The sequence below is a fragment of the Schaalia cardiffensis F0333 genome, from assembly GCF_005886435.1.
GTDB lineage: Bacteria > Actinomycetota > Actinomycetes > Actinomycetales > Actinomycetaceae > Pauljensenia > Pauljensenia cardiffensis.
In genome coordinates this window covers 1,121,551-1,146,954 of sequence record NZ_CP040505.1, presented here as the reverse complement: position 1 = coordinate 1,146,954, position 25,404 = coordinate 1,121,551, and the positions used below count along the sequence as shown (strand labels likewise).

Here is a 25,404-nt window from a genome sequence, read left to right as displayed (position 1 = left end):
CGATGGTCGCCACCAGCACTCGCGAAATTGGAACTCCCCAGGTGAAACGGGGAATGGCGCAGATGCTCAAGGGCGGCGTCATCATGGATGTCGTCACCCCCGAGCAGGCGAAGATCGCGGAAGACGCCGGCGCAGTCGCCGTCATGGCACTCGAACGCGTGCCCGCCGATATTCGCGCTCAGGGCGGCGTGGCCCGTATGTCCGACCCGGATCTCATTGAGGGCATCATTGACGCCGTTTCGATCCCCGTCATGGCGAAGGCCCGCATCGGCCACTTCGTCGAAGCACAGGTCCTCGAGTCCCTCGGAGTTGACTACATCGACGAGTCCGAGGTCCTCACCCCCGCCGACTACACGCATCACATCGACAAGTGGAACTTCACGGTTCCTTTCGTGTGCGGCGCGACGAATCTTGGCGAAGCTCTGCGTCGCATCAACGAGGGCGCAGCAATGATCCGCTCCAAGGGCGAGGCCGGGACCGGTGATGTCTCGAACGCGACGACCCATATGCGTCAGATCCGCGACGAGATCCGTCACTTGACGAGCCTGCCCGAAGATGAGCTCTACGTGGCCGCGAAGGAACTTCAGGCTCCTTATGAGCTCGTCGCCGAGGTGGCCCGCGAGGGACGCCTGCCCGTCGTCTTGTTCACCGCAGGAGGCATCGCCACCCCAGCGGATGCGGCGATGATGATGCAGCTCGGCGCGGAGGGCGTTTTCGTGGGTTCTGGCATCTTCAAGTCCGGGGACCCGGCGAAGCGCGCCGCCGCGATCGTCAAGGCGACGACCTTCTACGACGATCCGAAGGTCATTGCAGAGGTTTCACGGGGCCTGGGTGAGGCGATGGTCGGCATCAACGTTGACGATGTACCGGTGAGCCACCGTCTGGCGGAACGCGGATGGTGACCATCGGTGTTCTCGCCCTGCAAGGCGATGTCGATGAGCATATGCGGGCGCTGGAGAGATCCGGCGCCCGCGCGCTTCGCGTCCGCAGAGCAGATGAACTCGAGCAGATCGAAGGTCTGATCATCCCCGGTGGGGAGTCGACGACCATGTCGAAGCTCTTGACCTCCTTCGGCCTGTTTGACCCCCTCGCGCAGCGGATCCGTTCCGGCCTTCCCGTGTGGGGTACCTGCGCGGGCATGATCATGCTGGCCTCAAGCATCCTCGACGGTCGTGAGGATCAGCGCAGTTTCGGGGCGCTCGACATGGTGGTGAGGCGCAACGCTTTTGGCCGACAGTTCGACTCCTACGAGGAGGACCTTCAGATCAGGGGAGTCGAAGGGGGCCCTTTTCACGCTGTCTTCATCCGCGCGCCCTGGGTGGAATCCCTAGGCGAGGGCGTCGAGGTGCTCGCCAGGGCCGACAACAGCGAGGATGGTCCGATTATCGCGGTGCGCAAGGGACCTTTCATGGCATGTTCTTTCCACCCCGAACTTGGGGGAGATGACCGTATGCACGCTCTTTTCACCTCGATCGTGGAGGAGTCAACCAGGTGAGGGTCATGGGCATCGACCCGGGACTGACGCGTTGTGGACTTGGTGTCGTTGACGTTGATGCTTCGCGTCGGGCCAGGCTCGTGCACGTCGACGTTGCCCGCTCGGACAAGGATCTTGCCACCCATTTCAGGCTGCGCACGATCGCGGATGCGATCGACGAGGTCATCCGCATATACAAGCCTGAGGTCGTTGCGATTGAAAGAGTTTTCGCTCAGGAGAACCTCCAGTCCGTGACGACAACGATGCAGGTGATGGGTGCGGCAATGACCTGCGTTGGTCGTGCAGGCCTGCCGATGGCGGTGCATACGCCCTCGGAGGTGAAATCAGCGGTGTCGGGCAATGGGAAAGCAGGGAAAACACAGGTGCAGGCGATGGTCCAAAGGATCCTCGGTCTCGATACGCCGCCCAAACCAGCTGACGCTGCTGATGCTCTCGCGATCGCGATCTGTCACGCGTGGCGGGGGACCGGTCTGCTTGGCGCTGGGGATGACTCATCGGTGACGGTGTCGCTGTCCGGGCGTCTGACCTCGAAGGGGAGGATGACTCCGGCGCAAAAAGCCTGGGCAGAGGCACAGGCCGCGCAACGCCGTACGGGTGCCGTCGACCCGAGGCTGCGCCGAAGCTAGGATCGTACATATGTTCGTATCAGGAGTTGAAGAAGGGAATCACCCGTGATCGCTCAACTCACCGGTCGAGTCCTTCACACTGGCCTCGATTCACTCATCCTCGGAGTCGGAGGGATTGGCTTTTCAATCCACGTCGTACCGGCCTTCGCACAAACACTCAGCAGGGGAGAGGAAACGACGGTCCACACGAGCCTCATCGTCAGAGAAGACTCAATGACCCTCATGGGTTTTGCTTCCGCAGATGAACGAGAGGTATTCACGACCCTGCTCACGGTCTCCGGTATTGGACCGAGAATCGCCCTTGCGGCCCTCGCGGTCCTGTCTCCCGATGAACTGCGCCGAGCCGTGCGCGATCAGGATCTTTCCACTCTTCAAAAGATCCCCGGGGTGGGAAAGAAGTCCGCTCAAAGGATGGCCCTCGAAATCGGCGACAAACTCGGAATGCCCGCGCACCTGGACTCGCCGAGCCCAGCGACGAGCGCCCCCCACTTCGGCGCAGTCGAGTCGGAGGTGAAGAGCGCCCTCGTCTCCCTCGGCTGGTCGGAGGCACAAGCCCAGGGAGCCATCGACGCTCTGGGCGGCCAGGGCCTGGGAGCCTCGGATCTTTTGCGCGCCGCCCTCGTGAAGCTCGGTGGTGATCGTGGCTGAATTCGACGAGACCTCCGAGGCCACCCGGATTGTCGCCCCGGACGCGGGTGAACTCGAGCGCGCCGCAGAAGCCGCACTGAGGCCCAAACGCCTGAGCGAATTCGTTGGCCAACAGGTCGTGCGCAACCAACTCCAACTCGTCCTCGACGCCGCCAGGGGCAGGGCAGTGGCACCGGATCATGTGCTCCTCGCAGGACCACCGGGCCTGGGAAAAACGACCTTGGCAATGATCATCGCCGCCGAAATGGGAACCTCTTTGCGCCTCACCTCGGGACCTGCGATCCAGCACGCTGGTGATCTCGCAGCGATCCTCTCGGGTCTGCAAGAAGGCGATGTCCTGTTCATTGACGAGATCCACCGCCTGGCACGCACTGCCGAAGAGATGCTCTACCTCGCGATGGAGGACTTTCGCGTCGATGTCGTCGTCGGCAAGGGGCCGGGTGCGACCTCGATCCCTCTGACCCTGCCTCCTTTCACCGTCGTAGGCGCGACAACTCGTTCGGGCTTGCTTCCCGCACCGCTGCGTGACCGCTTCGGCTTCACCGCCCACCTGGAGTTTTACACGACGAGTGAGTTGGAGTCGGTCGTCACCCGCTCCGCGGAGCTACTCGGAGCGCCCCTGGATGCGAAGGCCGCCCATGAGATCGCTTCGCGTTCGCGCGGTACGCCCCGAATCGCGAACCGTCTCTTGCGAAGGGTTGTCGACTATGCGCAGGTTCGGGGAAGTGGCGTTCTGGACCTTGAAGCCGCCCAGGGGGCGCTTGAGCTTTTCGAAGTGGACCGATCAGGCTTGGATCGCTTGGACCGTGCTGTTCTTGAGGCGATCTGTCGGCGCTTCGCCGGTGGGCCGGTCGGATTGACAACTCTCGCGGTGACTGTCGGAGAGGAAGCAGAAACGGTCGAGACCGTTGCCGAACCCTATCTCGTGCGCGAGGGCTTCCTGGTACGCACCAACCGGGGGCGCGCGGCAACGGGGAAAGCTTGGGCTCATCTGGGCTTGACGCCCCCGCAAGAATCGACACTTTTCGGCTAATTACGTACGCTGTCTTCGCGCGAGACCGCTTAGGGCATTACACTGGCGCGGGCGCACTACGCGCACCCTGACGACGAAAGAGGCACCCTGTGGCATCGTTCCTTCAGCAATACTCCACGCTGATCCTCATCGGCATCGGGCTCATCGCCATGTTCTGGTTCTCGAGCCGTTCACGCCAGAAGATGGCTGCCCAGCAGGAAGAACGGAGGAAGACGCTCGCCGAGAAGCTCGTTCCGGGAGCCTGGGTCCACACCGCCGTCGGATTCTGGGGGCGTTTCGTTGACGAGGACGGCGATGTGATCGTCCTTGAAACCTCTGACGGCACCGAAATGTACTGGGACCGACAGATGATCCGCGAGGTCGGAGTTGAACCGCCTTTCGCGACCGATGAGGACGAAGAGCTTGATGAGGCTGAGTCGGACACTCCGATCCTCGGCATGAACGACCCCGAGACGTCGACTGGCGCCTCTGAGAACAAGTGAACTCCCGCGAAACGGGATACCTGGAGAACAACCGTGTCAACTCGTAAGCGCCGACCCGTGCGCTCGCTCGTCACACTGATCGTCGCGATGCTCGCGGCAGTGGCGGCGCTCGTTATCGGCAACACAACCAAGGGGACACCACTGGTCCCCTCACTCGCGCTCGACCTTCAAGGTGGCACCCAGCTTATTCTGAGGCCGACCTCCACTCAGGCTGATGAGCGGGCGATCACCGAAGAGGACCTCAATCAGGCGATCTCGATCATCCGCAATAGGATCGACGCTTCTGGCGTATCGGAATCAGAGATCACCTCGATGGGTTCGGAGAACATCGTTGTTTCGATCCCGGGAACTCCCTCACAGGAGACCTTGGACCTGATCCGCTCCTCTTCGCAGATGAACTTCCGACCGGTCCTCCAGATGGGAGTCGCCCAGACGAGTGCGGCTGCCCTCAAGCAAGCTGAGGCGAATGCTTCGGGCAATGGCGCTCAGCCGGAGGCACAATCAGGTGACGAGGCTAGCCAGTCCGATCCCTCTGCACAGGATTCGGCTCAGTCCGCCCAATCCGGCGAGTCCGCAGATTCGGCTCAATCTGATGAGATGATCTCCACCGCCCTCGACGAGGCGAGCGCGATGACTCTTGCCGACCGCAATCAAGACGGCGTCCTGTCCGACACTCCCGAATCTGAACCGGAGAACGCCTCCTCGCTGGCGTGGGTGACCGAACAGGCGCTCTTCGACTTCTACACCTTGGACTGTACGGCTCAGGCCTCCAACCAGGAGGGCCCGGCCGATAAGCCTTTCGCGGCCTGCGATGAGAACGGCTCAATCAAGTACATTCTTGGCCCGGTGACGGTCGCAGGTGCGAATCTCGACACCGCCTCGGCAGGGCAGATCACGAACTCCACTGGTCAGACGACCGGACAGTGGGGCGTGGACCTCCAATTCGACTCCGAGGGCACTCAAGCTTTCGCCGAGTCGTCGAAGATCCTGTATTCCTTCCACGATCAGGATCCCGAGGGCAAATCCCTGATGAACACCCCCGACCGCAATCACTTCGCGGTCGTGCTCGACGGCACCGTCATCACAGCTCCTTCCATGAATGCCATCATTTCTGATGGTCGAGCACAGATCTCAGGAAGCTTCACCGCGAAGTCGGCGTCCGCCCTCGCCAACCAGCTGAGCTTCGGGTCGCTGCCCTTGAACTTCGAGGTCCAGTCCGAGCAGCGCATTTCCGCGACCCTCGGTTCTGATCATCTCGAGAAGGGCCTCCTTGCCGGGTTGATCGGCCTCCTCCTCGTCATCGTCTACCTGATCTGGCAGTACCGTGGTCTGGCGATCATCTCGGGAGGTTCGCTTGTCGTTGCCGCGGTCGCAACCTACCTCGTCATCACCTTGCTCTCGGGCGGGATCGGATACCGGCTTTCCCTCGCGGGCGTCGCGGGCCTCATCATGGCGGTCGGCGTGACGGCGGACTCCTTCATCGTCTACTTCGAACGAGTCAGGGACGAGGTCCGTGACGGACGCCCCCTCCAAGCAGCGGTCGACGAGGGCTGGGATCGCGCCAAACGCACGATCGTCGTTTCCGACATGGTGAACATTGTCGCCGCTGTTGTTCTCTACCTGCTCGCCGTCGGTGGCGTTCAAGGTTTCGCCTTCACTCTTGGCGTGACGACCGTCATCGACCTTTTCGTGATTTTCATGTTCACCCATCCGATGATGGAGCTTCTCATCGCAACCCGTTTCTTCGGTGAAGGACATCCTCTTTCAGGTCTTGACCCTGAGCACCTGGGCGCGAAGAGCGGCCTCGTGTACGCGGGGCGGGGCCGGGTGGTGTCGCGAGGCTCCCTCGACTCCTCAGACTCTTCCTCTGCTTCATCCAAGGGCAGCGAGGCGGGCACGTCCATTGCGGCCCGTCGCCGCCAAGAGCGACTGGCTCGTCAGGAGGCCTTGAAAGCTAAAGGCGGAGTTTCCGCCACCGACACGCAAGGGGATAAGCGATGATGTCCTTCGCCCAGTGGGGCAACGCCCTCTACTCCGGTGACAAGTCCTACGCCGTCGTTCCGAAGCGCAAGGTTTTCGTCTCCCTGGCGGCCGCAGTCATCGTCGTGGGGCTCATGCTCGCAGCCGCGATCGGATTCAATCGTTCGATCGAGTTCACCGGCGGCGCACAATTCGATGTCACGAATGTCTCCGACCAGTCTGAGGCGAAGGCTTCTGACATCGTGACGGGAACCGGCCTCGTGCCGAACGCGAAGGTCACGCGGGTCGGCACAAACGGGGTCCGCATCCAAACCGAATCTCTCGATTCGGATCAGACAGCTCAAGTCCGAGACGCCCTTGTTTCCGCCTACGGTGTGGACGCCTCCGATGTGCAGTCCTCGACAATCGGCCCCTCCTGGGGTAAGTCGGTGACGACAAAGGCCCTTCAATCACTTGTCATTTTCATGGCGCTGATCGCCGTGCTCATGACCGTGTACTTCCGCTCGTGGACGATGGCCGCCGCAGCGCTCCTCGCGCTCGTGCACGACATCGCGGTGACCTTCGCCGTTTTCGTCATTACCCAGGTGGAGGTCTCCCCGGCGACGGTGATTGGTTTCCTCACAATCCTCGGATACTCGCTCTACGACACTGTCGTGGTCTTCGATAAGGTCCGTGAGCTTACGCGTGACGTGTATGACCAGAAGCGCTTCACCTTCGCGGAGTTCGTGAACCTTGCGGTGAATCAGACGATGGTGCGTTCGATCAACACCTCGGTGGTTGCCCTCTTGCCCGTCGGCGCGATCCTCATCATCGGTTCGCTGCTCTTAGGCACAGGCACCCTCACGGACATTTCCCTGGCGCTTTTTGTCGGCATGATCGCGGGGACGTACTCTTCGATCTTCATCGCCTCACCCTTGCTCGTTATGCTGCAGGAGCGGATGAAGAAGACGCGTGAGCATGATGGGATCGTGGCGAAGGACCGTCAGGCCCGCGCAGCTGATTCCTCTCAGGGGACTCCCGCCCCTGTGAAGGTCGCGCCCGTCGTTGCGGGACGTCGTCTCTCGAATGCACACCAACCCAAGAGGAAGAAGACTCAACGATGAGCGGTGAACTCGGCGACCACGTCGGCGAACTGGTCTCAGCGAACCTCGGACTGATCCCGGACTTTCCCGAGCCGGGAGTCCTGTTTCGCGACATCACCCCCTTGATTGCGAACGGCACCGCCTTTAGGGAACTCATGCAGGTCCTGGGGGAGCGCTACGCGGGCAAGATTGACGCCGTTGCCGGACTGGAGTCTCGTGGTTTCATCCTCGGTGCTCCGCTGGCCACCGAATTGGGGATCGGCATGTTGACGATCCGCAAAGCGGGCAAGCTCCCGGGCCACGTGATCGGTGTTGACTACGCTTTGGAGTACGGGAGCGCACGCATGGAGATCCGCCCCGAATCGGTGACTCCGGGGGCTAGGGTCCTCATCGTTGATGATGTTCTCGCGACTGGAGGCACGGCCGGAGCCTCAGTGGATCTGCTGCGTCAATGCGGAGCTGAGGTCGCTACAGTTGCGGTCCTCCTTGAACTCGAGGCTTTCTCGGGTCGGAAAGTCCTTGCGGACAAGGGAGTTTCGGTGGAATCGGCGCTCCTCGTCTGAACTCGTCCGGGGCATATGGCAGATCACAACTGAGTATGATGTGGTCATGACAGACCAGAACTCGGCCCCAGCTTCAAAGCCGCCCGTGGCCGGATCTCTTGTGAGATCCGGCCTCGTGTGGTTCGGGGCGCGCTCGCGCCAGACAATTCCTGAGATCGATCCTCTGGTCAGGGCCTTGAGGGCGAACCACCCGAAGGCTGATGTTTCTGTCATCGAACGCGCGTATCGCACGGCGGAGAAACAACATCGCACTCAAGTGCGCAAATCGGGTGAACCTTACATCACCCATCCCGTTGCGGTCGCAACGATCCTCGCGGAAATGGGGATGACGACCCCCACCCTGGTTGCCGCCCTCCTGCACGACACGGTGGAGGATACGGATTACACACTCGACCAGCTTCGCGCGGAGTATGGCGATGCCATCGCGCAACTCGTTGACGGGGTGACGAAGCTCGACAAGATCCGATACGGCTCCGCCGCTCAGTCGGAGACCCTGCGCAAGATGCTCGTCGCAATGAGCCGCGACATTCGAGTTCTCCTCATCAAACTCGCCGACCGCCTCCACAATGCGAGGACCTGGCGTTTCGTGCCCGCCAAATCTGCACAGGCGAAAGCCCGAGAGACCCTCGAGATCTATTCTCCACTCGCACATCGCCTCGGAATGAACATGGTGAAGTGGGAACTCGAAGAGCTCTCCTTCAAAACTCTGTATCCGGAGATTTACGCTGAGATCGACCGCCTGGTCGCCGAGCGCGCCCCGCAGCGCGACGTCTACCTGCGCGATGTCATCTCTCAGATTGAAGAGGATTTGCGCCGCTCGGGAACGAAGGGAACGGTGAGCGGACGACCGAAGAACCACTATTCGATCTACCAGAAGATGATCGTCAGGGGGAAGGCTTTCGACGAGATCTTCGACCTTGTCGCGGTGAGGGTTCTTGTGGAGTCCGTGAAGGACTGCTACGCGGTCCTGGGTGCTCTGCACGGCCATTGGAACCCAATTCCTGGCCGTTTCAAGGACTACATCGCGATGCCGAAGTTCAATCTCTACCAGTCCTTGCATACGACGGTCGTGGGCCCGGGCGGCAAACCGGTGGAGATTCAGATCCGGACTTTCGAAATGCATGAGCGCGCCGAGCATGGTGTTGCCGCGCACTGGAAGTACAAGCAGAACCCGAATGCGACAGGTGCGGACGGGGATCGGATGACTTCCGATGAGCAGGCGAATTGGCTGCGCGCCCTCGTCGAGATGGAAAGGGAGACCGGCGACCCTGAGGAGTTCCTCGACTCTTTGCGTTATGAGATCGCCGGCGATGAGGTCTACATCTTCACGCCGAAGGGCGAGGTCGTGGTCCTTCCTGCACGTTCGACCCCCGTTGACTTCGCCTATGCGGTTCATACCGAGGTCGGCCACCGCACAGTTGGTGCGAAGGTCAATGGTCGCCTCGTCTCCCTCGATACGCGTCTCGAGTCCGGGGAGACGGTGGAGGTCGTGACCTCTAAGTCGGATAAGGCCGGCCCTTCACGCGATTGGCTGGCTTTCGTGGCTTCGCCTCGGGCGCGCTCGAAGATCAAGTCGTGGTTCTCGAAGGAACGGCGCGAGGAGGCGACCGAGGACGGGAAGGAAGCGCTTGCGAGGGCGATGCGCAAGCAGAACCTTCCCCTGCAGCGACTCATGAACCATGAGTCGATCCTGTCGGTGGCGAATTCTTTGGGTTACCCGGATGTTTCTGCGCTGTATGCGGCTGTCGGTGAGAACCAGGTATCGCCGCAGAACGTCGTCTCGAAGCTCGTGGAGAACCTGGGCGGGGGAGACGGCACTGAAGAGACCTTGTCGGAGGGCATCACCCCGGGGCTGACGCGTCCGAACCCGCAGATCGGAAGCGATTCGGGGATTAGTGTCGCGGGAATGGATGCGAAAGACATCTGGGTGAAGCTCGCGAAATGCTGCACCCCGGTTCCAGGCGATGAGGTTGTCGGATTTATTACGCGTGGGCAGGGGGTTTCTGTTCACCTCGCCTCGTGCCATAACGCCGTGCGTCTCAAGGAGCTTCAGCCTGAACGTTTCGTTGATGTGAAGTGGGCCGAGGGCGTGAGCGGCCAGGTCTTCAGGGTGCGGATCCAGGTGCGTGCTTTGGACCGTGCGGGTTTGCTTTCCGATCTGACGAAGGTCATGAGCGACTATCGGGTCAATCTTGTCTCGGCCTCGATGAATACTTCCGCCGATCAGGTGTCAGTTGCGCGCTTCTCTTTCGAAATGGCGGATATGGGGCATTTGAATGCTGTGCTCGCTGCGCTTCGGCGAGTCGATAGTGTTTTTGAGGCTGTTCGTTTGACCGGCGAGAACGGCGTGTGACGCGCTGAACGCCCTGAAGAAGTCTCGAAGGAGAAAACGGGGTTCAATACTCGGGCCCGTGGGCCGTAGACTAGGAGAAGTGCGCCACATTGGCGCGCCGAGCGCTACACAGCGTGGAGCCTCATCCATGCACGGGTGCTGAGCACCCCAAACCCCTGAAGGAACATTGTGACCACGACGCCGAACGAGCAGACCACCGCTTCGCTTCCCGAGTCCACTGAGCCCGCCGCCCCCACTCTCGGAGTCGACGCTCCCCAAGTGGCTCCCAGCGAACCCCGGACCCACGAGTTCGGTCGGATTGACGAGGCCGGAACGGTCTACGTCCGTGAGGGTGAGAACGAACGCGTGATCGGTGCCTATCCGGAGGGCGTTCCCGCAGAGCCTTTCGCCCTTTATGAGCGTCGTTTCGCCGATCTTGAAGCGACGGTGAAGCTTTTCGAGGACCGTTTGGCGACACTGTCTCCGAAGGACATCGACTCGACACTGGAGACCATCAAACAGGCTGTTGAAGCTCCGCAGGCCCTCGGCGATCTTGCGGCTCTGCGTGCCCGCGTCGAAGCGGTCGTGCTTCGAGCCGTTGAACGCAAGGAACAGGCCCGAGCTGAACGCGCCGCCGCCCGCGAAGAGGCCCTCGGAGCACGAACGAAGGTCGTTGAGCGGGCCGAAGAGATCGTCGCCCAGGATCCTGAGCACACTCATTGGAAGCGCTCGGGCCAAGAGCTGCGTGATCTGCTCGAAGAATGGAAGAACCTGCAGCGCAAGGGCCCGCGCCTCGACAAATCGATCGAGGATGAGCTGTGGAAGCGCTTCTCAGCTGCTCGCACCCAGTTCGATCGTCATCGTCGCCAGTACTTCTCCGCCCTCGACCAAGCCCAGTCTGAGGCGAAGCGCATCAAGGAGGCCCTCATCGCTGAGGCCGAGGTCCTCCAGACTTCAACTGATTGGGGCGCGACTTCAGGAGCCTACCGGGAGCTGATGAACCGTTGGAAGGCCGCGCCGCGCGCCTCCCGCAAGGAAGACGACGCTTTGTGGGCGCGCTTCCGCGCCGCTCAACAGGTCTTCTTCGATGCTCGCCGCGCGAAGGATGAGGCCACGGACTTGGAGTACCGGGAAAATCTCCTCGCGAAGGAGGCCCTCGCGGACGAGGCTGAGAAGATCCTCCCGATTGAGAATCTTGAGGCTGCGAAGACTGCGCTGCGCTCCATTCAGGATCGTTGGGATGAGGTGGGGCGCGTTCCCTCCTCGGACCTGCATCGTATCGAGGGACGCCTACGCGCGGTCGAAACGGCGATCCGCGACGCTGAAGAGTCTGAATGGCGTCGCTCGAACCCGGAGACTCGTGCACGCGCCCAGGGCATGCTCGGCCAACTCGAATCCCAGCTCGCCTCTCTCGAAGCAGAGCTCAAGGCCGCTGAGGAACGTGGCGACGAGAAGAGGGCGAAGTCCTTGTCGGAGGCCATTGAGACGAAGCGCGCGTGGCTCGCTCAGATCAACTCCTCCATCCAGTGATGCGTCTCCACGTCATTACCTCGCGATTCTTCGCGGCGAACTGCGTCGTGATCGTTGCGCAGGATTCGGATCGTGCGCTCGTCGTGGATCCTTCTGCGGGCATCCGCAAAGAGATCCGCACGGTCCTTGAGGCTGAGGGTGCTTCGGTGGCCGGGGTTCTGGCGACGCATGGGCATCCCGATCATGTGTGGGATTGTGCCGAGATTGCATCGTGGGCGGGTGAAGTGCCTGCCCCCGTGTGGATTCCTGGACCGGATCGATACCGTATGGAGGATCCTCTCGCTCATGTGGGCATGCCGGCCCCCTTGGAGCTGTGCACTTGGCGTGAGCCGAGTGATCTTCGTGATTTCCCTGCGGGCTCGGTCGAACTCGTTGAGGGCTTGTGGATGAAGATGGTCCCCGCGCCCGGACACACGGAGGGTTCGTCCGTGTTCATCGGCCACTGCGATTTCGAGGTGCTCGCCAAGGGGCGCGTCATCGCTTCTTCGCAGGTGCCCGCGCCCTGGGCTCTTGCCGGTGATGTGATTTTCGCGGGTTCTGTGGGACGCACTGACCTTCCTGGTGGGGATGAGTATCAGATGCGTCATTCACTCAGGACGCTGTCGAATGCTCTCGACCCGGAAACGCTCCTCATTCCCGGGCACGGTCCGATCACTTCTCTTGCCCGTGAGATCGAAACGAACCCATATCTGCGAAGGGCACGCCAGATCGGCTGAGCCAGGGGAGTGACAAGGCCCTTCTCGGGTTCGGATTCTTGTGGACGTGCGTGTCGTGGAACAATGGCTTCCATGGCACGCACGTCTCTTTCCGGCTTCCCCGAATGGCTCCCCGAGGGCCGCATCATTGAACAGTTCCTTCTCGACCACATTCGTGAGGTTTTCGAACTCCACGGCTTTTCCGGGATCGAGACGAGGGCGGTGGAGACTCTCGAACAACTCGAAGCGAAGGGGGAGACCTCGAAGGAGGTTTACGTCCTCGACCGCCTTCAGGCGGTGAAGGAAGCGGAAGCGGGGCGTCGTTCCTCGAAGGAACGGCGCATGGGACTCCACTTCGACCTCACTGTTCCTTTCGCGCGCTATGTTGTCGAGAACGCGAATGAACTGGATTTCCCCTTCAAGCGCTACCAGATTCAGAAGGTGTGGCGTGGAGAACGCCCACAGGAGGGGCGTTTCCGCGAGTTCACCCAGGCGGACATTGATGTTGTGGGGGAGGGTTCGTTGCCTTTCCACTTCGAGGTTGATCTTCCACTCGTCATGGCCCAAGCCCTCGCGGGTCTTCCCATCCCTAAGGTCACGGTTCTCGTGAACAATCGCAAGGTCGTCCAAGGGGTGTGTGAGTCCCTTGGGGTTGACGATGTGGAGGCGGCGCTGCGCGGCCTCGACAAGATCGACAAGATCGGTCCCGAGGGCGTGGCCCGGGAACTGGCGGAATCGGGAATTTCAGGCGAGCAGGCCGAGACGCTTTTAGCGATGGCTCAGATCCGTTCAGCTGATCCGGCGGTGATCCGAAACCAGATTGATGCTCTTGGTGTTTCCGGAAAACTCCTGGACGAGGGTGTCTCAGAGTTGTGTGCTCTCCTCGAATCGGCGGCCAGGCGTATGCCCGGAGCGATCCTGGCGGATTTGAAGATCGCGCGGGGCCTCGACTATTACACGGGGTCCGTGTATGAGTCCGTCGTTGAGGGGCATGAGGACCTCGGCTCGATCTGCTCGGGTGGTCGTTACGATTCTCTTGCGAAGGACGGCAAACGCACGTACCCGGGTGTGGGTCTGTCGATTGGTGTGTCAAGGCTCGTGTCGCGGATGATTTCCACGCCGATGGTGAAGGCGACTCGGAAAGTGCCGAGCGTTGTGCTCGTTGCCGTGAATGATGAGGCGGATCGTGCTCGTTCGGAGGACATCGCCGCTGCGCTGAGAAGCAGGGGGATTGCTGCGGATATCGCTCCGACGGCCGCAAAGTTCGGCAAGCAGATCAAGTTCGCGGATAAGAGGGGAATCCCCTTCGTGTGGTTCCCCGGCACAGATGCTCAGGGGGACACGGTGAAGGATATTCGTTCAGGCCTCCAGGTTGACGCGGATTCTTCGACGTGGATGCCATCGCAGGAGGATTTGAGGCCCCGGGTCCTTGCGCTCGACTGAAGTTTGTGAGGTGGGTTGAAGACCTCAGAGCGGAGCGCAGGCGTCGAAGCAGGCTGAAGACTTCACAGTAGGCTCAGGCTTGTGCAGATTGGCCGCAGCGCTAAGGAACGGCCCGCTGTTGCTGAAATGGGCGCAAAGCCGTGAAGAAGGATGACTCGTCTTCCCGAAGATCCGCGCTTTTCAAGAGCAGGTTGAGCGGCTCGAGGACGAAAAGGTGCGCGTGCCCCGGTGAGTGATCTCACCGGGGCGCAGTTCTGCGTTCAGGGCAGTGGCGATTAGTCTTGAGGGGCGATAAGGCGCGCCTCCATGTTGTGATGGGCACCCGTGCGGTGAGTGTTGTGGGAGAGGGGCAGCGCCGAAGGCCCACAAGGGCCCGGCCCGGCAGTGTGTCGGCCTCGATTGACCTTCGATCCTGATAGGACCACTGTGCCCGATTTTGACGATGCGAAAATGACCGACTCCACCTCAGATCTTCACGAGGACACCATCTTCTGGGCAGAGGAATCGACCCAGAACACCGAAGCCACGAATGTGCAGAACGCTTCTGTTGCCGACTGCGAACCAATCGACGTTCATGTCGAGGACGAGCTTGCCGGGGAGGATGACCTTCAAGAGGAAGACGCCCTCGCCGAAGAGGAAGAGACTCCAGCAGATGAGGAGGCCGGTGTTGCTTTCGCCGATCTCGGTCTGCCCGAGGAGATCCTTGATGCCGTGACCCGAATGGGCTTCACGACGCCCACTCCGATCCAAGCTGAGGCGATCCCGGCGCTCCTCGAGCTCAACGACGTGGTGGGCATCGCCCAGACCGGAACAGGGAAAACAGCGGCTTTCGCTTTGCCGATGCTCGCGATCGTGGATGCCCAAGAGCGCGGGGTACAAGCCCTCGTCCTCGCACCGACGAGAGAACTCGCCATGCAGTCCGCGCAGGCGATTGACGACTTCGCCTCGATGACGCGGGGCCTGGACGTGGTACCCGTCTACGGTGGTTCGCCTTATGGTCCGCAAATCTCCGCCCTTAAGCGCGGAGCCCAGGTCGTTGTCGGCACGCCCGGTCGCATTATCGACCTTATTGAGAAGGGCGCCCTTGATCTGTCTCAGATCCGTATGCTCGTCCTCGACGAGGCGGATGAGATGCTGCGCATGGGGTTTGCCGAGGACGTGGAGACAATCACGGCCTCCGCCCCCGAGGATCGTTTGACGGCGCTCTTCTCCGCGACAATGCCTCCTGCGATTGAACGGATCGCGAACACTCACCTGAAGAACCCCGTGAGGATCGCTGTTTCTGAAGAGTCTTCAACGGTCGATACGATCCACCAGACTTACGCGGTCGTGCCTTTCAAGCACAAGCTCGGGGCCTTGACCCGTGTTCTTGCGACCCGCGCTCAACACATCGCTGAAGGACAGGAAGACGCCGACGCTGCGATCGTCTTCGTCCGCACCCGCGTCGATGTTGAGGAAGTGTCCTTGGAGATGTCCGCCCGGGGCTTCAGGGCGGCGGGCATTTCCGGTGATGTCGCGCAGACCGAAAGAGAACGCATGGTTGAGCGTCTGCGCGCAGGCACCCTTGACGTCCTCGTCGCGACGGATGTTGCCGCTCGTGGGCTTGACGTTGAACGCATCTCTCTTGTGGTGAATTTCGATGTTCCCCGCGAGCCGGAAGCCTATGTTCACCGCATTGGCCGTACGGGCCGCGCCGGACGAGAGGGACGCTCCCTTACCTTCTTCACGCCCCGCGAGCACGGCCGACTCCGCAGGATCGAGAAGCTGACCGGCACTCGCATGGAAGAAGTGCAGATCCCCTCACCGGCGGCGGTTTCGGAGTTCCGTGCGACCCGTCTGCTTGAAGGCTTGAACGCCCGCATCGAAAAGGGGCGCCTCGAGTTGTACAAGGGGTTGTTGGAAAAGGCGAGCGAAGAGGGGGACAACTCGATCCTCGACCTCGCAGCCGCGCTCATGGCGAACGCGGTGGGCGATGACGGCCCTAAGCCGCGCGTCGTGAAGGATTCTCGCCCGAAGCGTTCGAAGGACGAGGGCGAACTCGACGAGAGTGGTGAATTCCTGGGTGCAAGCTTCGAAGGACGGGATAAGGACCGTCCTCTTAAAGCCGGTCGGGATTCGTCTCGACGACGCGCGCCAAAATCCTTGGGCTCTGCTGTCCGTTACCGCGTTGAGGTCGGAAAGAAGGATCACGTTAAACCTGGTTCGATCGTCGGTGCGATCGCAGGTGAAGGAGGCGTGGAAGGCCGCGATATCGGGCATATTGAAATCTTCCCGAGTTTCTCACTCGTTGAAATCTCCGGTGAGCTCAGTGAAGATCAGCTGTCTCGGATCGGCAGGGGCTACGTCCAGGGCCGTCCGCTGCGCATCCGCGTGGATGAGGGGCCCGGGAAGGGCCGCGCCGAGAGGGCGCGCTCCTTCGATAAGGCTCGACGCTTTGATCGTTCGGAACGCGAACGCGCAAAGCGGGAGTATCCCCGTCGCTATGAGAAACGTGAGGGTTTCACAGGCGCAGATCGAGACCGGGACCATGATGGGCTTCGCGGGTTGAAGGATCGCAAGAGGCATGCGGATCAGGGAGCGGAGCGTTTTGATAATCGGCGTGGGATTCGTGGGGAGCGCGCTTCTTCCCGGTTCCGTGACGAGGAACGACGAGAGCGTTTCGACCGGGGTGCATCCCAGCGTCGCTTCGGCAAAAAGGACCGTGAAAAGCACGGCGGCCGGGAATTCGGCCAGCGTGATCGCTGAGAGGCTCTAGCTCAGCATTTCGGAGATTTCATTTCTTCACTTCCAGAGTTTTCGGCGGCATCGTGCTTTCAGCGGTGCCGCCGAGCATGCTGAGTAGGTGGATTAGGGGAGTCCTCTGGGTGCTATTGGTCCCCCTTAACTGGGTGTGCTATTGTTCCCCCTTAATGTGATTTGCTGCACACTGGGATGGGCTGGTGAGTGTCTCGCGGCTGACTTCCATATGGAATCAGAGGAGATCTCCGCATTGCGCAGAGCTTTCGATGAGGGGGGCCGAGACGTGTTCTCACGTCGTGGGTGGAGACTCCCAGGGAGGAACGCAGGGCGAACTATTGGTTGCGACTTTCTGTTTCGAGCCCGAAGCGGGTTTTGCTCGTGATCGCGTTTCTTTCGGCCTGCCCGAGCAAACATCGCACAGCCGCAGGTGAAAAAGCGAACTAGTGGGCCCGGTCGGGATCAATGCTGCTCGGTCTGTCCAGGCGCAATCCTCGTGGCGGAGACAATTGCGAATACTGAGATAAGCAATGCGATGACCGGGGCAGGAAGATAAGACACGGCACCCGTCACACCGAAGAACCCCCACACGGACAGGGCAATGGAGGCGATGGCCAGTTCGACGGCGCTTCCAGCCGAGTCCGCGACCTGGAGCCAGCTCGAGACCTTCCCGTGTTCACGAGATGGAGTGAGTTCGAGGGCAAGGACGGACAGGGTCGAATGCATCAGACCGGTTCCCGCGCCGCAAAGAAACCAGCCGAGCATTGAGGGCCACACCGGCATCGTCGGGGCGACGAGGAGCAGAGTCGGGGTGAGTCCGACAGCGAGCAGGATTGTGCCGATGAGGGGCAGGCGCATACGGATCCCGGGATCACGGAAACGGGACTGCAGGGTCGCTCCAGTCGCCCAGGAAATGGAACCGATCGTGACCGCGAGGGCAGCGGAGTCTGCTTCCCAGTGATGGACCCTTTGGAGGATTAAGGGCAAGAACGCTGCCCCACCCGCCTGGGCGCCCATTGCCGCAAGCCTCGTCATGATTGCTGAGGGGACGCCTCTGCGAAGTCGGAGGGCTCCCTTGGGCAGGAGCTTGGGCAGGGATAAAGCACTCAGAAAGAGCCCACTCAATGACAAGAGGATGAGCTCTGTGCCGCCAAGAGCCCCGGAGAGTTGAAGGAGAAGCACGCCCGTGCCCGCAAGCAGCGCGAGGAACAGCAGTCGCTTCAATGGTGCGGGGGTGAGGTGGTGTGTGCGGAGCTTACGCAGCACCGAGATGAGCGGAATGACCGCGAAAGCGGCAAGGATCGGCACCGCCCAGAAGACAGGGCGCCAACCGATCGACGCCGCGACCCATCCGGCAATTGCGGGGCCGACGAGGCCGGGAAAGACCCACGCCAGGGAGAACGCGGCGAAGAAGAAGGGCCGATGCGAGGGGTCTGCGATCGCGCCAATGAAGACATAGAGGGGCACGATGACGAGGCCGCCCCCGATTCCCTGGATGAGGCGCCCCAGGGTGAAAAGGGCGATCGTCGGTGAGAATGCGGACACGAGCAGTCCCGTGGTGAAGAACACGAGGCCGGCGACGAGGACCGCCCTCGGCCCTTTGGAATCGGCGAGGCCACCGGCTACGACTGTTGACGCGATCTGCGCTGCCAGAGTCGCCCCGGAGGCAAGAGAAAACCAGGATTCCGCATCCAGATCTTGCACGACATTCGGCATGATTGTCGTCGTTGCGAGCCCCTCGAAAGCTGCGAGGGTGATGAGCAGGACGGATCCGATAAGGAGGGAGATCTCCAGGGGAGTCCATGGCGTGCGTGAGGATGGGACAGCAGTCACTCAGGAATGGTGTCATGTCGGCTCTCTTGCGGCCAATCGACGGGCGTAGACTTCTGGGGCCGCCGCCTGTCTCGCGGATGGCGATGATGAAAGGAAGACACACGTGCTCCGCACTCACAACATCGGCACCCTCGGGGTCGATCTGATTGGACAGACCGTCACTCTCACCGGCTGGGTTGACCGCCGACGCGATCATGGCGGGGTTGCATTCATTGATCTTCGTGACGCCTCTGGTATTGCTCAGGTCGTTGTGCGCGATGAATCTGTCGCTCACGAGCTGCGCTCCGAGTTCGTCCTGAAAGTGACTGGCGAGGTGTGTGCCCGCCCTGAGGGCAATGAGAACCCGAATCTGTCGACGGGTGCGATCGAGGTCATGGGAGATGACATTGAGATCCTCAACACCTGCACGCCGCTTCCTTTCCAGGTTTCCTCGCACGCTGAAGACTCGGGCAATGTCGGCGAAGAAACTCGCTTGAAGTACCGCTATCTGGATCTTCGTCGCGAGGTGGAGCAAAACGCCCTCCGACTGCGTTCGAAGGTGTCGAGAGCTGCCCGCGACACTCTCTACGAGCACGATTTCGTTGAGATCGAAACCCCGACCTTGACTCGTTCGACTCCCGAGGGGGCGCGCGATTTCATTGTCCCGGCCCGTCTTTCCCCCGGATCGTGGTACGCGCTGCCCCAGTCTCCGCAGTTGTTCAAGCAGATGCTCATGGTCGCCGGGATGGAGCGCTACTTCCAGATCGCGCGCTGCTACCGCGATGAGGACTTCCGCGCGGACCGTCAACCTGAGTTCACGCAGCTTGACATTGAGATGAGCTTCGTCGACCAGGACGATGTGATCGCGGTTGCTGAGGATGTTTTGAAGAACGTGTGGAAGCTCATCGGCTATGAGCTGCCCACTCCGCTGCCGCGCATGACATACAAGGATGCGATGGAGAAGTATGGTTCGGATAAGCCGGATCTTCGCTTCGGGCTCGAATTGACGGACCTGAGCGAGTACTTCAAGGACACGAGTTTCCGCGTCTTTAAGGCCCCTTATGTGGGTGCCGTTGTCATGCCGGGAGGTGCCTCGCAGGGGCGTCGTACCTTCGATAAGTGGCAGGAATGGGCGAAGGCGCGTGGGGCGAAGGGTCTCGCCTATGTCACTGTGGGCGAGGACGGCACTCTTGGCGGTCCGGTCGCGAAGAACATCACCGAGGCCGAACGCGAGGGCCTGGCGGCCGCGACCGGTGCGAAACCCGGTGATTGCATCTTCTTCGGCGCCGGCAAGCCCACTGCTTCGAGGGAGCTTCTCGGTGCGGCCCGCCTGGAGATCGGCAAGCGCTGCGGTCTCATCGACCCTGATGCCTGGGCTTTCACTTGGGTCGTTGACGCTCCGCTCTTTAAAGCGACTGGTGAAGCCGAGGCCGAGGGCGATGTTGCCCTCGGGCACAGCGCCTGGACTGCGGTCCATCATGCTTTCACTTCGCCGAAGCCCGAATGGCTCGACAGTTTCGATGAGGATCCGGGTAACGCCCTCGCCTATGCCTATGACATTGTCTGCAATGGCAATGAGATCGGCGGGGGGTCGATCCGTATTCACCGCCGCGATATCCAAAACCGCGTCTTCAATGTCATGGGGATTGACGCTGAGGAGGCGCAGGCGCAGTTCGGCTTCTTGCTTGATGCCTTTAAGTTCGGTGCTCCTCCGCACGGCGGTATCGCATTCGGCTGGGACCGGATCGTCGCTTTGTTGACGAAGTCGGAGTCGATCCGTGATGTCATTGCCTTCCCGAAGTCGGGCGGAGGCTTTGACCCGCTCACTGAGGCTCCGGCTCCGATCACCCCGCTGCAGCGTAAGGAGGCCGGTGTTGACGCGGCGCCGAAGAAGCGTGGCGAGGAGGCTGAAGCTGCGGAGTGAATCGTGTTTTCCCTTTGCTCGTCTTCGTGTGATTCGCAACTGAGCTGAGGGGCTGTGGGGCGGCATGGTGAAGGTGCCGCCCCACTTCTTTCTCTCTTTCCGCAATAGTCCAACGGTGGGACTATTTCTGTGCATATAATGTCCTATGGGTGCTTCAATGACGCAGAACTCCTTCTGGATCCTCACCGTCCTCGCCCGAGGACGCAGACACGGCTACGACATCATGCGAGAGGCCGCAAAACTCTCCGGGGGTTCAGTCGCCTTGAAAGCGACCACTTTGTACGCGGCCCTCGACCGCCTCGAAACCGAGGGACTCATCCTTAAAGACGGCGAGGAGATCGTTGACGGACGAGCGCGTCGCTACTACCGCCTCAGCGACGAGGGAGCCGATGCTCTCGATGATGAAGCCAAAGCTTTAGAAATGCGAGCCTCAATCGCGAAAGCGCGCCTCATCAGCATGAGGAGCCTGGGCGCAGGCGCTTGCCCGAGCGTTCCCTGCGTCACCCCGTGAGTACACGCCTGGTGAGTTCACACACCGAGAAAGCCATTATGAGGAGGGGATCGACATGCCATTCGAAGACGAAGCTTTTGAGCGTCTCCTGCGCCTCTATCCCAAACCTTGGCGCGAAGCCAATGGTGAGGTGTTCCTCGCCACCGTCACAGATGATGCTCGTGCCAAAGGTCTGAGCAGACCCGACGCTGCTCTGTGGGCGTCCGCAATCGTTCACGCTTGGGGGATGCGGCTGAACTCGAAAATGGCAATCATCCTGTCGGGAATCTCGATCCCCTTGGCTGTGCTCTACCAGGCCGTGTACTCGCGAGCCCTGCTCGACAACTTGGGCGCTTTCCCATCGAACCCGGAGGACTTTCCGTACGAGCCGCTTCTGAGAGTCGTTGAGCTTCTTGTCGGCAATCTGCTCCTTCCAATCCTCGTCATGACTGCAGCGGTCTGTTTCATCGCCGGACGATCCCTTCTCACTCCACCGCGAGCATTGGCATCCACCACAGTGGCGGCCCTTGCCTCGTTCGTCCACATGATGACGCGAATGATGTGGATCCTTGCCGCCCGAAAAGGCGAAGGCTTGCCCGATCACACGATGGAGAAAGTCGGCAATGGTCTGTGGTGGGCGGGCATGCTCACCCTCGCCATTGCTGTCGCCCTGATCGTGGATCAACTCCTCGAAGCTCGCGTGTCCTCCATATTCCTGCGGTGGGTTTTCGCTGTGCTCATCGGCGTGTCCTTTGCAGTCATGGGTGCCGCCCTCGTGGAGATTCCCCTCGCCTGGATCGTCTTCGCTGTTCCACTCTTCCTCGCCTCAGTGATGATGGAGCTGCGAAAGCGGCGCAGAGTTGCGGCGGATGAAACGGATCGGCCGAGCATACGAATGCGCCCTGTGAAGCTCGCGCTCAGCACTCGTATAGCAGTCACCCTGCTCGCCGCCCTCGGGCTCGTCCTTGCCTTCATGGACAGCACATTCGGCTTCTTTCCCGGTCTGATCCATCTCATCGCTGGAGGTGCAGGAGCAGAGGAGCACAGCGGGGAAGTGGCCTCACTCGTGATCTCCGCCTGCGCCTGGATCGGCGTATTCCCCATGCTCGCTGCGTGGGGTGTAGGCGAGTCTGCTCAACGCGAAGACTCGCGTCTGCACATTTGGGGGCCGATCATCTTACTCATGGCCTCCTGGGTGATGGTCACGATAATGATGGTCCCACCAATGAACTCGAGCCCATTGGTGCGCCACCTTTACGACGCGCTTGAACTGGTCACGGGTGACCCGAAAGGTTTCGGGGCGATCATCGTGTGCTTCGCTCCCGCTTCGACTGTGGCGGTCATCTGGATGGTCGACCGTTTCCTTCCCAAGGCTCTGCCGATTCGTCTCTTGAGTGCCGTCCTCGTCGCATTCGCCTGGTTCTTCATCTCCTTCTTCATCATCATGGGGACGCCCTTCTTTTTCAATCCGCTCCTTAGCCTCCTGGTGATCATCAGAGTCTGGACCGTGCGCAGATGCATCCCAGTGGACACGCACAGCGCCTCTCATTCACTCCCAAGGGCACTGTGAAAAGCGGCACAATAGATGCATGTCGTACGTGGAAATGCATCCGGTGAATCCCCAAGCCCGTTTCGTCTCGAAAGCCGTCGAGATCATCCGCAGCGGGGGAGTGATCGCCCTGCCCACAGACTCCGGCTATGCGATCGCTTGCGCGCTGGGGAACAAAACGGGAATGGACCTCATCCGCCAAGTCCGCAAACTCGATGAGAAACACAACTTCTCCCTGCTGTGCCACTCCTTCGCCCAGCTCGGTGAACTCGTCCTCGTCGACAACTCGCAGTTCCGCACGATCAAGGCACTGACCCCTGGCGCCTACACCTTCATTCTGCCCGGAACGAAGGAAGTACCCAGGATGACCTTGAATAAGAAGAAGCACACGGTCGGCGTTCGCATCCCGGATCATGTCATCACTCAGGCGATCGTTGAAGCTCTCGGCGAACCCCTCTTGTGTTCGACCCTGATCCTGCCGGGTGAAGAGCTTCCCCTGATCAATGGCTACGAGGTCGATGAGGCGATCGGAAAGCTCGTTGATCTGGTGATCGTCGGCCCGGTCGGCGGAGACGAGGCGACGACGGTCATTGACTTCACCGAAGGCTCGGGGGTGATCGCCAGGCGCGGAGCCGGAGACACCTCACTCTTCGAATAGTCCGATCTGTCCTCCTGAAAGTGCCCGCTGTTAGCCTTGGAGAAACATCTTCAGCTTCGAACGCGGCACGTCCAAGGAGGATCATGAAGGACAGAGGGCCATGCCTCGTCGGGCTTCACGCCGCCCTCACTTTCCCAGGTAGTCCACTCAATGCCCTCGCGCTCCCTGTGAGGGCCGCGTGTGTGCGCCCGGGGCTCGCCCTCAAAGAGAAGAAGGCGTGAGTGGACCTCTTCGAATCACTGAGCACAGAACCCAGCGGAGCTCCAGCATTCGATCCGGATGCTCCCCTCGCCGTGCGGATGCGTCCCTTGAGCGTTGACGAGGTCCTCGGGCAAGAACGCCTCCTCGCCAAGGGTTCTCCTTTGCGTCGACTCCTTGAAGTCCCCGCACCAGGGGCGCCGAAGGTGTCCTCTGTGATCCTGTGGGGCCCTCCGGGAACGGGGAAAACAACCCTCGCCTACCTCGTCGCACGCGCCAGTGGGAGAAGATTCGAAGAGCTTTCCGCAGTGTCCTCCGGGGTGAAAGACATCCGCGATGTCGTATCGGCCGCTCGGAGGAACACTGCCGCCAAGGGTGAGGACACCATCCTCTTCATTGACGAGGTCCACCGTTTCTCCAAGTCACAGCAAGACGCCCTGCTTCCTGCAGTCGAGAACCAGTGGGTCACACTCATTGCCGCGACCACCGAAAATCCCTCCTTCTCAGTGATCTCCCCGCTTTTGTCGCGCTCTTTGCTCCTCACCCTCGAACCTCTTGACGAGGAGGCGATCAGTCAACTCATTGATCGCGCCCTCGTTGACGAACGCGGGCTCAAAGGCCTCCTTCGGATCGACAAGGACGCCAAAAACGCGCTCATCAGGGTCGCGGGCTCGGATGCGCGCAAGTCCTTAACACTCCTGGAAGCGTCAGCCGGAGCCGCCGCACAGGACCAGTGCGAGACAATCGGCCTGGCGCACGTCGAATCGGCAGCGGACTCCGCCCTCGTCAGATGGGATAAAGACCAGCACTACGATGTGGTTTCCGCCTTCATCAAATCCATGCGCGGCTCGGATGTTGATGCTGCCGTGCACTATCTGGCGCGGATGCTCGAAGCGGGGGAGGATCCGAGGTTCATCGCCAGGCGCATCATGATCTGCGCCTCCGAGGACGTGGGAATGGCTGCTCCCGAAGTCTTGGCAACCACAGTTGCCGCAGCTCAAGCGGTCGCTATGATCGGCATGCCAGAAGCTCGAATCATTTTGGTCGAGGCGGTGATCGCTGTTGCGAGCGCACCGAAATCCAATGCCGCGTACCTCGCCATTGATCGGGCGATCGCGGACCTTCGACGCGGCAAGGGGGCAGCAGTGCCGATGCATCTTCGCGACTCCCACTATTCGGGAGCGAAGAGGATCGGGCACGGCCAAGACTACGTCTACGCTCACGACGCCCCGCATCACGTCGCAGCTCAGCAGTATCTGCCCGAGGACCTCAGGGGTACTCGCTACTACGAGCCGACGCAGATCGGGCATGAGGCCCTCATCACGAAGCGTCTTGCTGCGCTTAGAGAACTCCTCACCATGAGGTAGGGTGTTCGAGTTGCCATTAGGCAACCCTGGGGTCTTAGCCGAAGGAACACCTGTTCCGGGAGTCGACCCCGTGACCCGAGAGAATCTCGGACCACGACCCACGAGACAGGAAAGAAAGAGGAAATGGCTCAGAACCGTTCCCGCAAGCAGGTGCGCGAGTCGCGCGCCCTTGGCCTCGCCCTCACCCCGAAGGCCGTCCGCTACTTCGAGAAGCGCCCCTACGGCCCGGGCGAGCACGGACGTTCGCGTCGCCGCCAGGAATCCGACTACGCGGTTCGTCTCAAGGAGAAGCAGCGTCTTCGCGCACAGTACGGCATCCGCGAATCGCAGCTGCGCCGCGCCTTCGAAGAGGCCCGCCGCACCGCCGGTCTGACCGGTGAGAACCTCGTCGAGCTCCTCGAGATGCGCCTCGACGCCCTCGTTCTTCGCGCAGGCTTCGCCCGCACGATCCAGCAGGCCCGCCAGTTCGTCGTTCACCGTCACATCCTCGTTGACGGCAAGATCGTCGACCGCCCCTCCTTCCGCGTCAAGCCCGGCCAGACCATCCAGGTCAAGCCCAAGTCGCAGACCACCGTGCCTTTCGAGATCGCCGCGCAGGGCATCCACCGCGATGTTCTCCCTGCCGTCCCCGACTACCTTGATGTCGAGCTCGAGCGCCTCAAGGCGACCCTTGTGCGCCGCCCGAAGCGCGCTGAGGTCCCCGTGACCTGTGACGTTCAAATGGTCGTCGAGCACTACTCGCGCTGATCTTCTTCTTAAAG

General features: G+C 61.1%; 21 protein-coding genes. 20 read left to right on the top strand and 1 reads right to left on the bottom strand.

The window, feature by feature from the left end; all coding sequences use genetic code 11:
* Positions 1-2: 2 nt before the first annotated feature.
* The 14 genes from pdxS (at position 3) to FFA61_RS04605 (ending at position 16,654) form a co-directional block, all read left to right on the top strand.
* A complete protein-coding gene (gene pdxS, locus FFA61_RS04670) occupies positions 3-902 on the top strand; it encodes a pyridoxal 5'-phosphate synthase lyase subunit PdxS (protein WP_005963923.1) in 900 nt (299 codons plus the stop codon).
* Positions 896-1,495 carry a pyridoxal 5'-phosphate synthase glutaminase subunit PdxT gene (gene pdxT / locus FFA61_RS04665; RefSeq protein WP_005963921.1) on the top strand — a complete coding sequence of 200 codons (600 nt, stop codon included), beginning with the start codon at positions 896-898 and terminating at the stop codon, positions 1,493-1,495. The genes pdxS and pdxT overlap by 7 nt, the downstream gene beginning before the upstream one ends.
* Positions 1,492-2,121, top strand: coding sequence for a crossover junction endodeoxyribonuclease RuvC (ruvC, locus tag FFA61_RS04660; protein WP_005963918.1), 630 nt, complete (start codon positions 1,492-1,494; stop codon positions 2,119-2,121). The genes pdxT and ruvC overlap by 4 nt, the downstream gene beginning before the upstream one ends.
* Before the next feature lie 45 nt (positions 2,122-2,166).
* Positions 2,167-2,769: a Holliday junction branch migration protein RuvA gene (ruvA, locus tag FFA61_RS04655; protein ID WP_005963916.1), complete on the top strand. Its 603-nt coding sequence runs from the start codon at positions 2,167-2,169 to the stop codon at positions 2,767-2,769.
* Positions 2,753-3,802, top strand: coding sequence for a Holliday junction branch migration DNA helicase RuvB (gene ruvB / locus FFA61_RS04650; protein WP_005963913.1), 1,050 nt, complete (start codon positions 2,753-2,755; stop codon positions 3,800-3,802). Before ruvA ends, ruvB begins: the two co-directional genes overlap by 17 nt.
* 89 nt (positions 3,803-3,891) lie before the next feature.
* A complete protein-coding gene (gene yajC, locus FFA61_RS04645; protein ID WP_005963910.1) occupies positions 3,892-4,284 on the top strand; it encodes a preprotein translocase subunit YajC in 393 nt (130 codons plus the stop codon).
* Positions 4,285-4,317: 33 nt separating this feature from the next.
* Positions 4,318-6,285 carry a protein translocase subunit SecD gene (gene secD, locus FFA61_RS04640; RefSeq protein WP_005963907.1) on the top strand — a complete coding sequence of 656 codons (1,968 nt, stop codon included), beginning with the start codon at positions 4,318-4,320 and terminating at the stop codon, positions 6,283-6,285.
* Positions 6,282-7,367 (top strand): protein translocase subunit SecF, encoded by a 1,086-nt coding sequence (gene secF / locus FFA61_RS04635; RefSeq protein ID WP_005963904.1) that lies wholly within the window; start codon positions 6,282-6,284, stop codon positions 7,365-7,367. Before secD ends, secF begins: the two co-directional genes overlap by 4 nt.
* On the top strand, positions 7,364-7,909 hold the full coding sequence (locus FFA61_RS04630) for an adenine phosphoribosyltransferase (RefSeq protein WP_005963901.1): 546 nt from the start codon (positions 7,364-7,366) through the stop codon (positions 7,907-7,909). The genes secF and FFA61_RS04630 overlap by 4 nt, the downstream gene beginning before the upstream one ends.
* 46 nt (positions 7,910-7,955) lie before the next feature.
* Complete coding sequence (locus tag FFA61_RS04625) at positions 7,956-10,262, top strand: RelA/SpoT family protein (RefSeq protein WP_005963899.1); 2,307 nt, start codon at positions 7,956-7,958, stop codon at positions 10,260-10,262.
* A gap of 168 nt (positions 10,263-10,430) precedes the next feature.
* On the top strand, positions 10,431-11,771 hold the full coding sequence (locus FFA61_RS04620; RefSeq protein WP_005963897.1) for a DUF349 domain-containing protein: 1,341 nt from the start codon (positions 10,431-10,433) through the stop codon (positions 11,769-11,771).
* Complete coding sequence (locus FFA61_RS04615; RefSeq protein ID WP_005963895.1) at positions 11,771-12,487, top strand: MBL fold metallo-hydrolase; 717 nt, start codon at positions 11,771-11,773, stop codon at positions 12,485-12,487. The genes FFA61_RS04620 and FFA61_RS04615 overlap by 1 nt, the downstream gene beginning before the upstream one ends.
* A 72-nt stretch (positions 12,488-12,559) precedes the next feature.
* Positions 12,560-13,909 carry a histidine--tRNA ligase gene (hisS, locus tag FFA61_RS04610; protein ID WP_040314283.1) on the top strand — a complete coding sequence of 450 codons (1,350 nt, stop codon included), beginning with the start codon at positions 12,560-12,562 and terminating at the stop codon, positions 13,907-13,909.
* 450 nt (positions 13,910-14,359) lie between these two features.
* Positions 14,360-16,654, top strand: a complete 2,295-nt coding sequence (locus FFA61_RS04605; RefSeq protein WP_083879498.1) for a DEAD/DEAH box helicase — start codon at positions 14,360-14,362, stop codon at positions 16,652-16,654.
* Between the two features lie 453 nt (positions 16,655-17,107).
* On the opposite strand, the gene FFA61_RS04600 is transcribed toward FFA61_RS04605, so the two are convergent.
* Positions 17,108-18,478 carry an MFS transporter gene (locus FFA61_RS04600; protein WP_005963887.1) on the bottom strand — a complete coding sequence of 457 codons (1,371 nt, stop codon included), beginning with the start codon at positions 18,476-18,478 and terminating at the stop codon, positions 17,108-17,110.
* A 103-nt stretch (positions 18,479-18,581) separates the two neighbouring features.
* Between FFA61_RS04600 and aspS the strand changes: the two genes are divergently transcribed.
* The 6 genes from aspS to rpsD all read left to right on the top strand — a co-directional run bounded on the left by aspS (position 18,582) and on the right by rpsD (position 25,390).
* Positions 18,582-20,381 (top strand): aspartate--tRNA ligase, encoded by a 1,800-nt coding sequence (gene aspS / locus FFA61_RS04595; RefSeq protein WP_005963884.1) that lies wholly within the window; start codon positions 18,582-18,584, stop codon positions 20,379-20,381.
* A 145-nt stretch (positions 20,382-20,526) separates the two neighbouring features.
* A complete protein-coding gene (locus tag FFA61_RS04590; RefSeq protein WP_005963881.1) occupies positions 20,527-20,892 on the top strand; it encodes a PadR family transcriptional regulator in 366 nt (121 codons plus the stop codon).
* Between the two features lie 55 nt (positions 20,893-20,947).
* Positions 20,948-22,441 carry a hypothetical protein gene (locus FFA61_RS04585; RefSeq protein ID WP_005963878.1) on the top strand — a complete coding sequence of 498 codons (1,494 nt, stop codon included), beginning with the start codon at positions 20,948-20,950 and terminating at the stop codon, positions 22,439-22,441.
* A gap of 19 nt (positions 22,442-22,460) precedes the next feature.
* Positions 22,461-23,078 carry an L-threonylcarbamoyladenylate synthase gene (locus tag FFA61_RS04580; RefSeq protein WP_005963875.1) on the top strand — a complete coding sequence of 206 codons (618 nt, stop codon included), beginning with the start codon at positions 22,461-22,463 and terminating at the stop codon, positions 23,076-23,078.
* 221 nt (positions 23,079-23,299) lie between these two features.
* Positions 23,300-24,643 (top strand): replication-associated recombination protein A, encoded by a 1,344-nt coding sequence (locus FFA61_RS04575; protein ID WP_005963869.1) that lies wholly within the window; start codon positions 23,300-23,302, stop codon positions 24,641-24,643.
* Positions 24,644-24,766: 123 nt separating this feature from the next.
* Complete coding sequence (rpsD, locus tag FFA61_RS04570; protein WP_005963866.1) at positions 24,767-25,390, top strand: 30S ribosomal protein S4; 624 nt, start codon at positions 24,767-24,769, stop codon at positions 25,388-25,390.
* Positions 25,391-25,404: the final 14 nt, after the last annotated feature.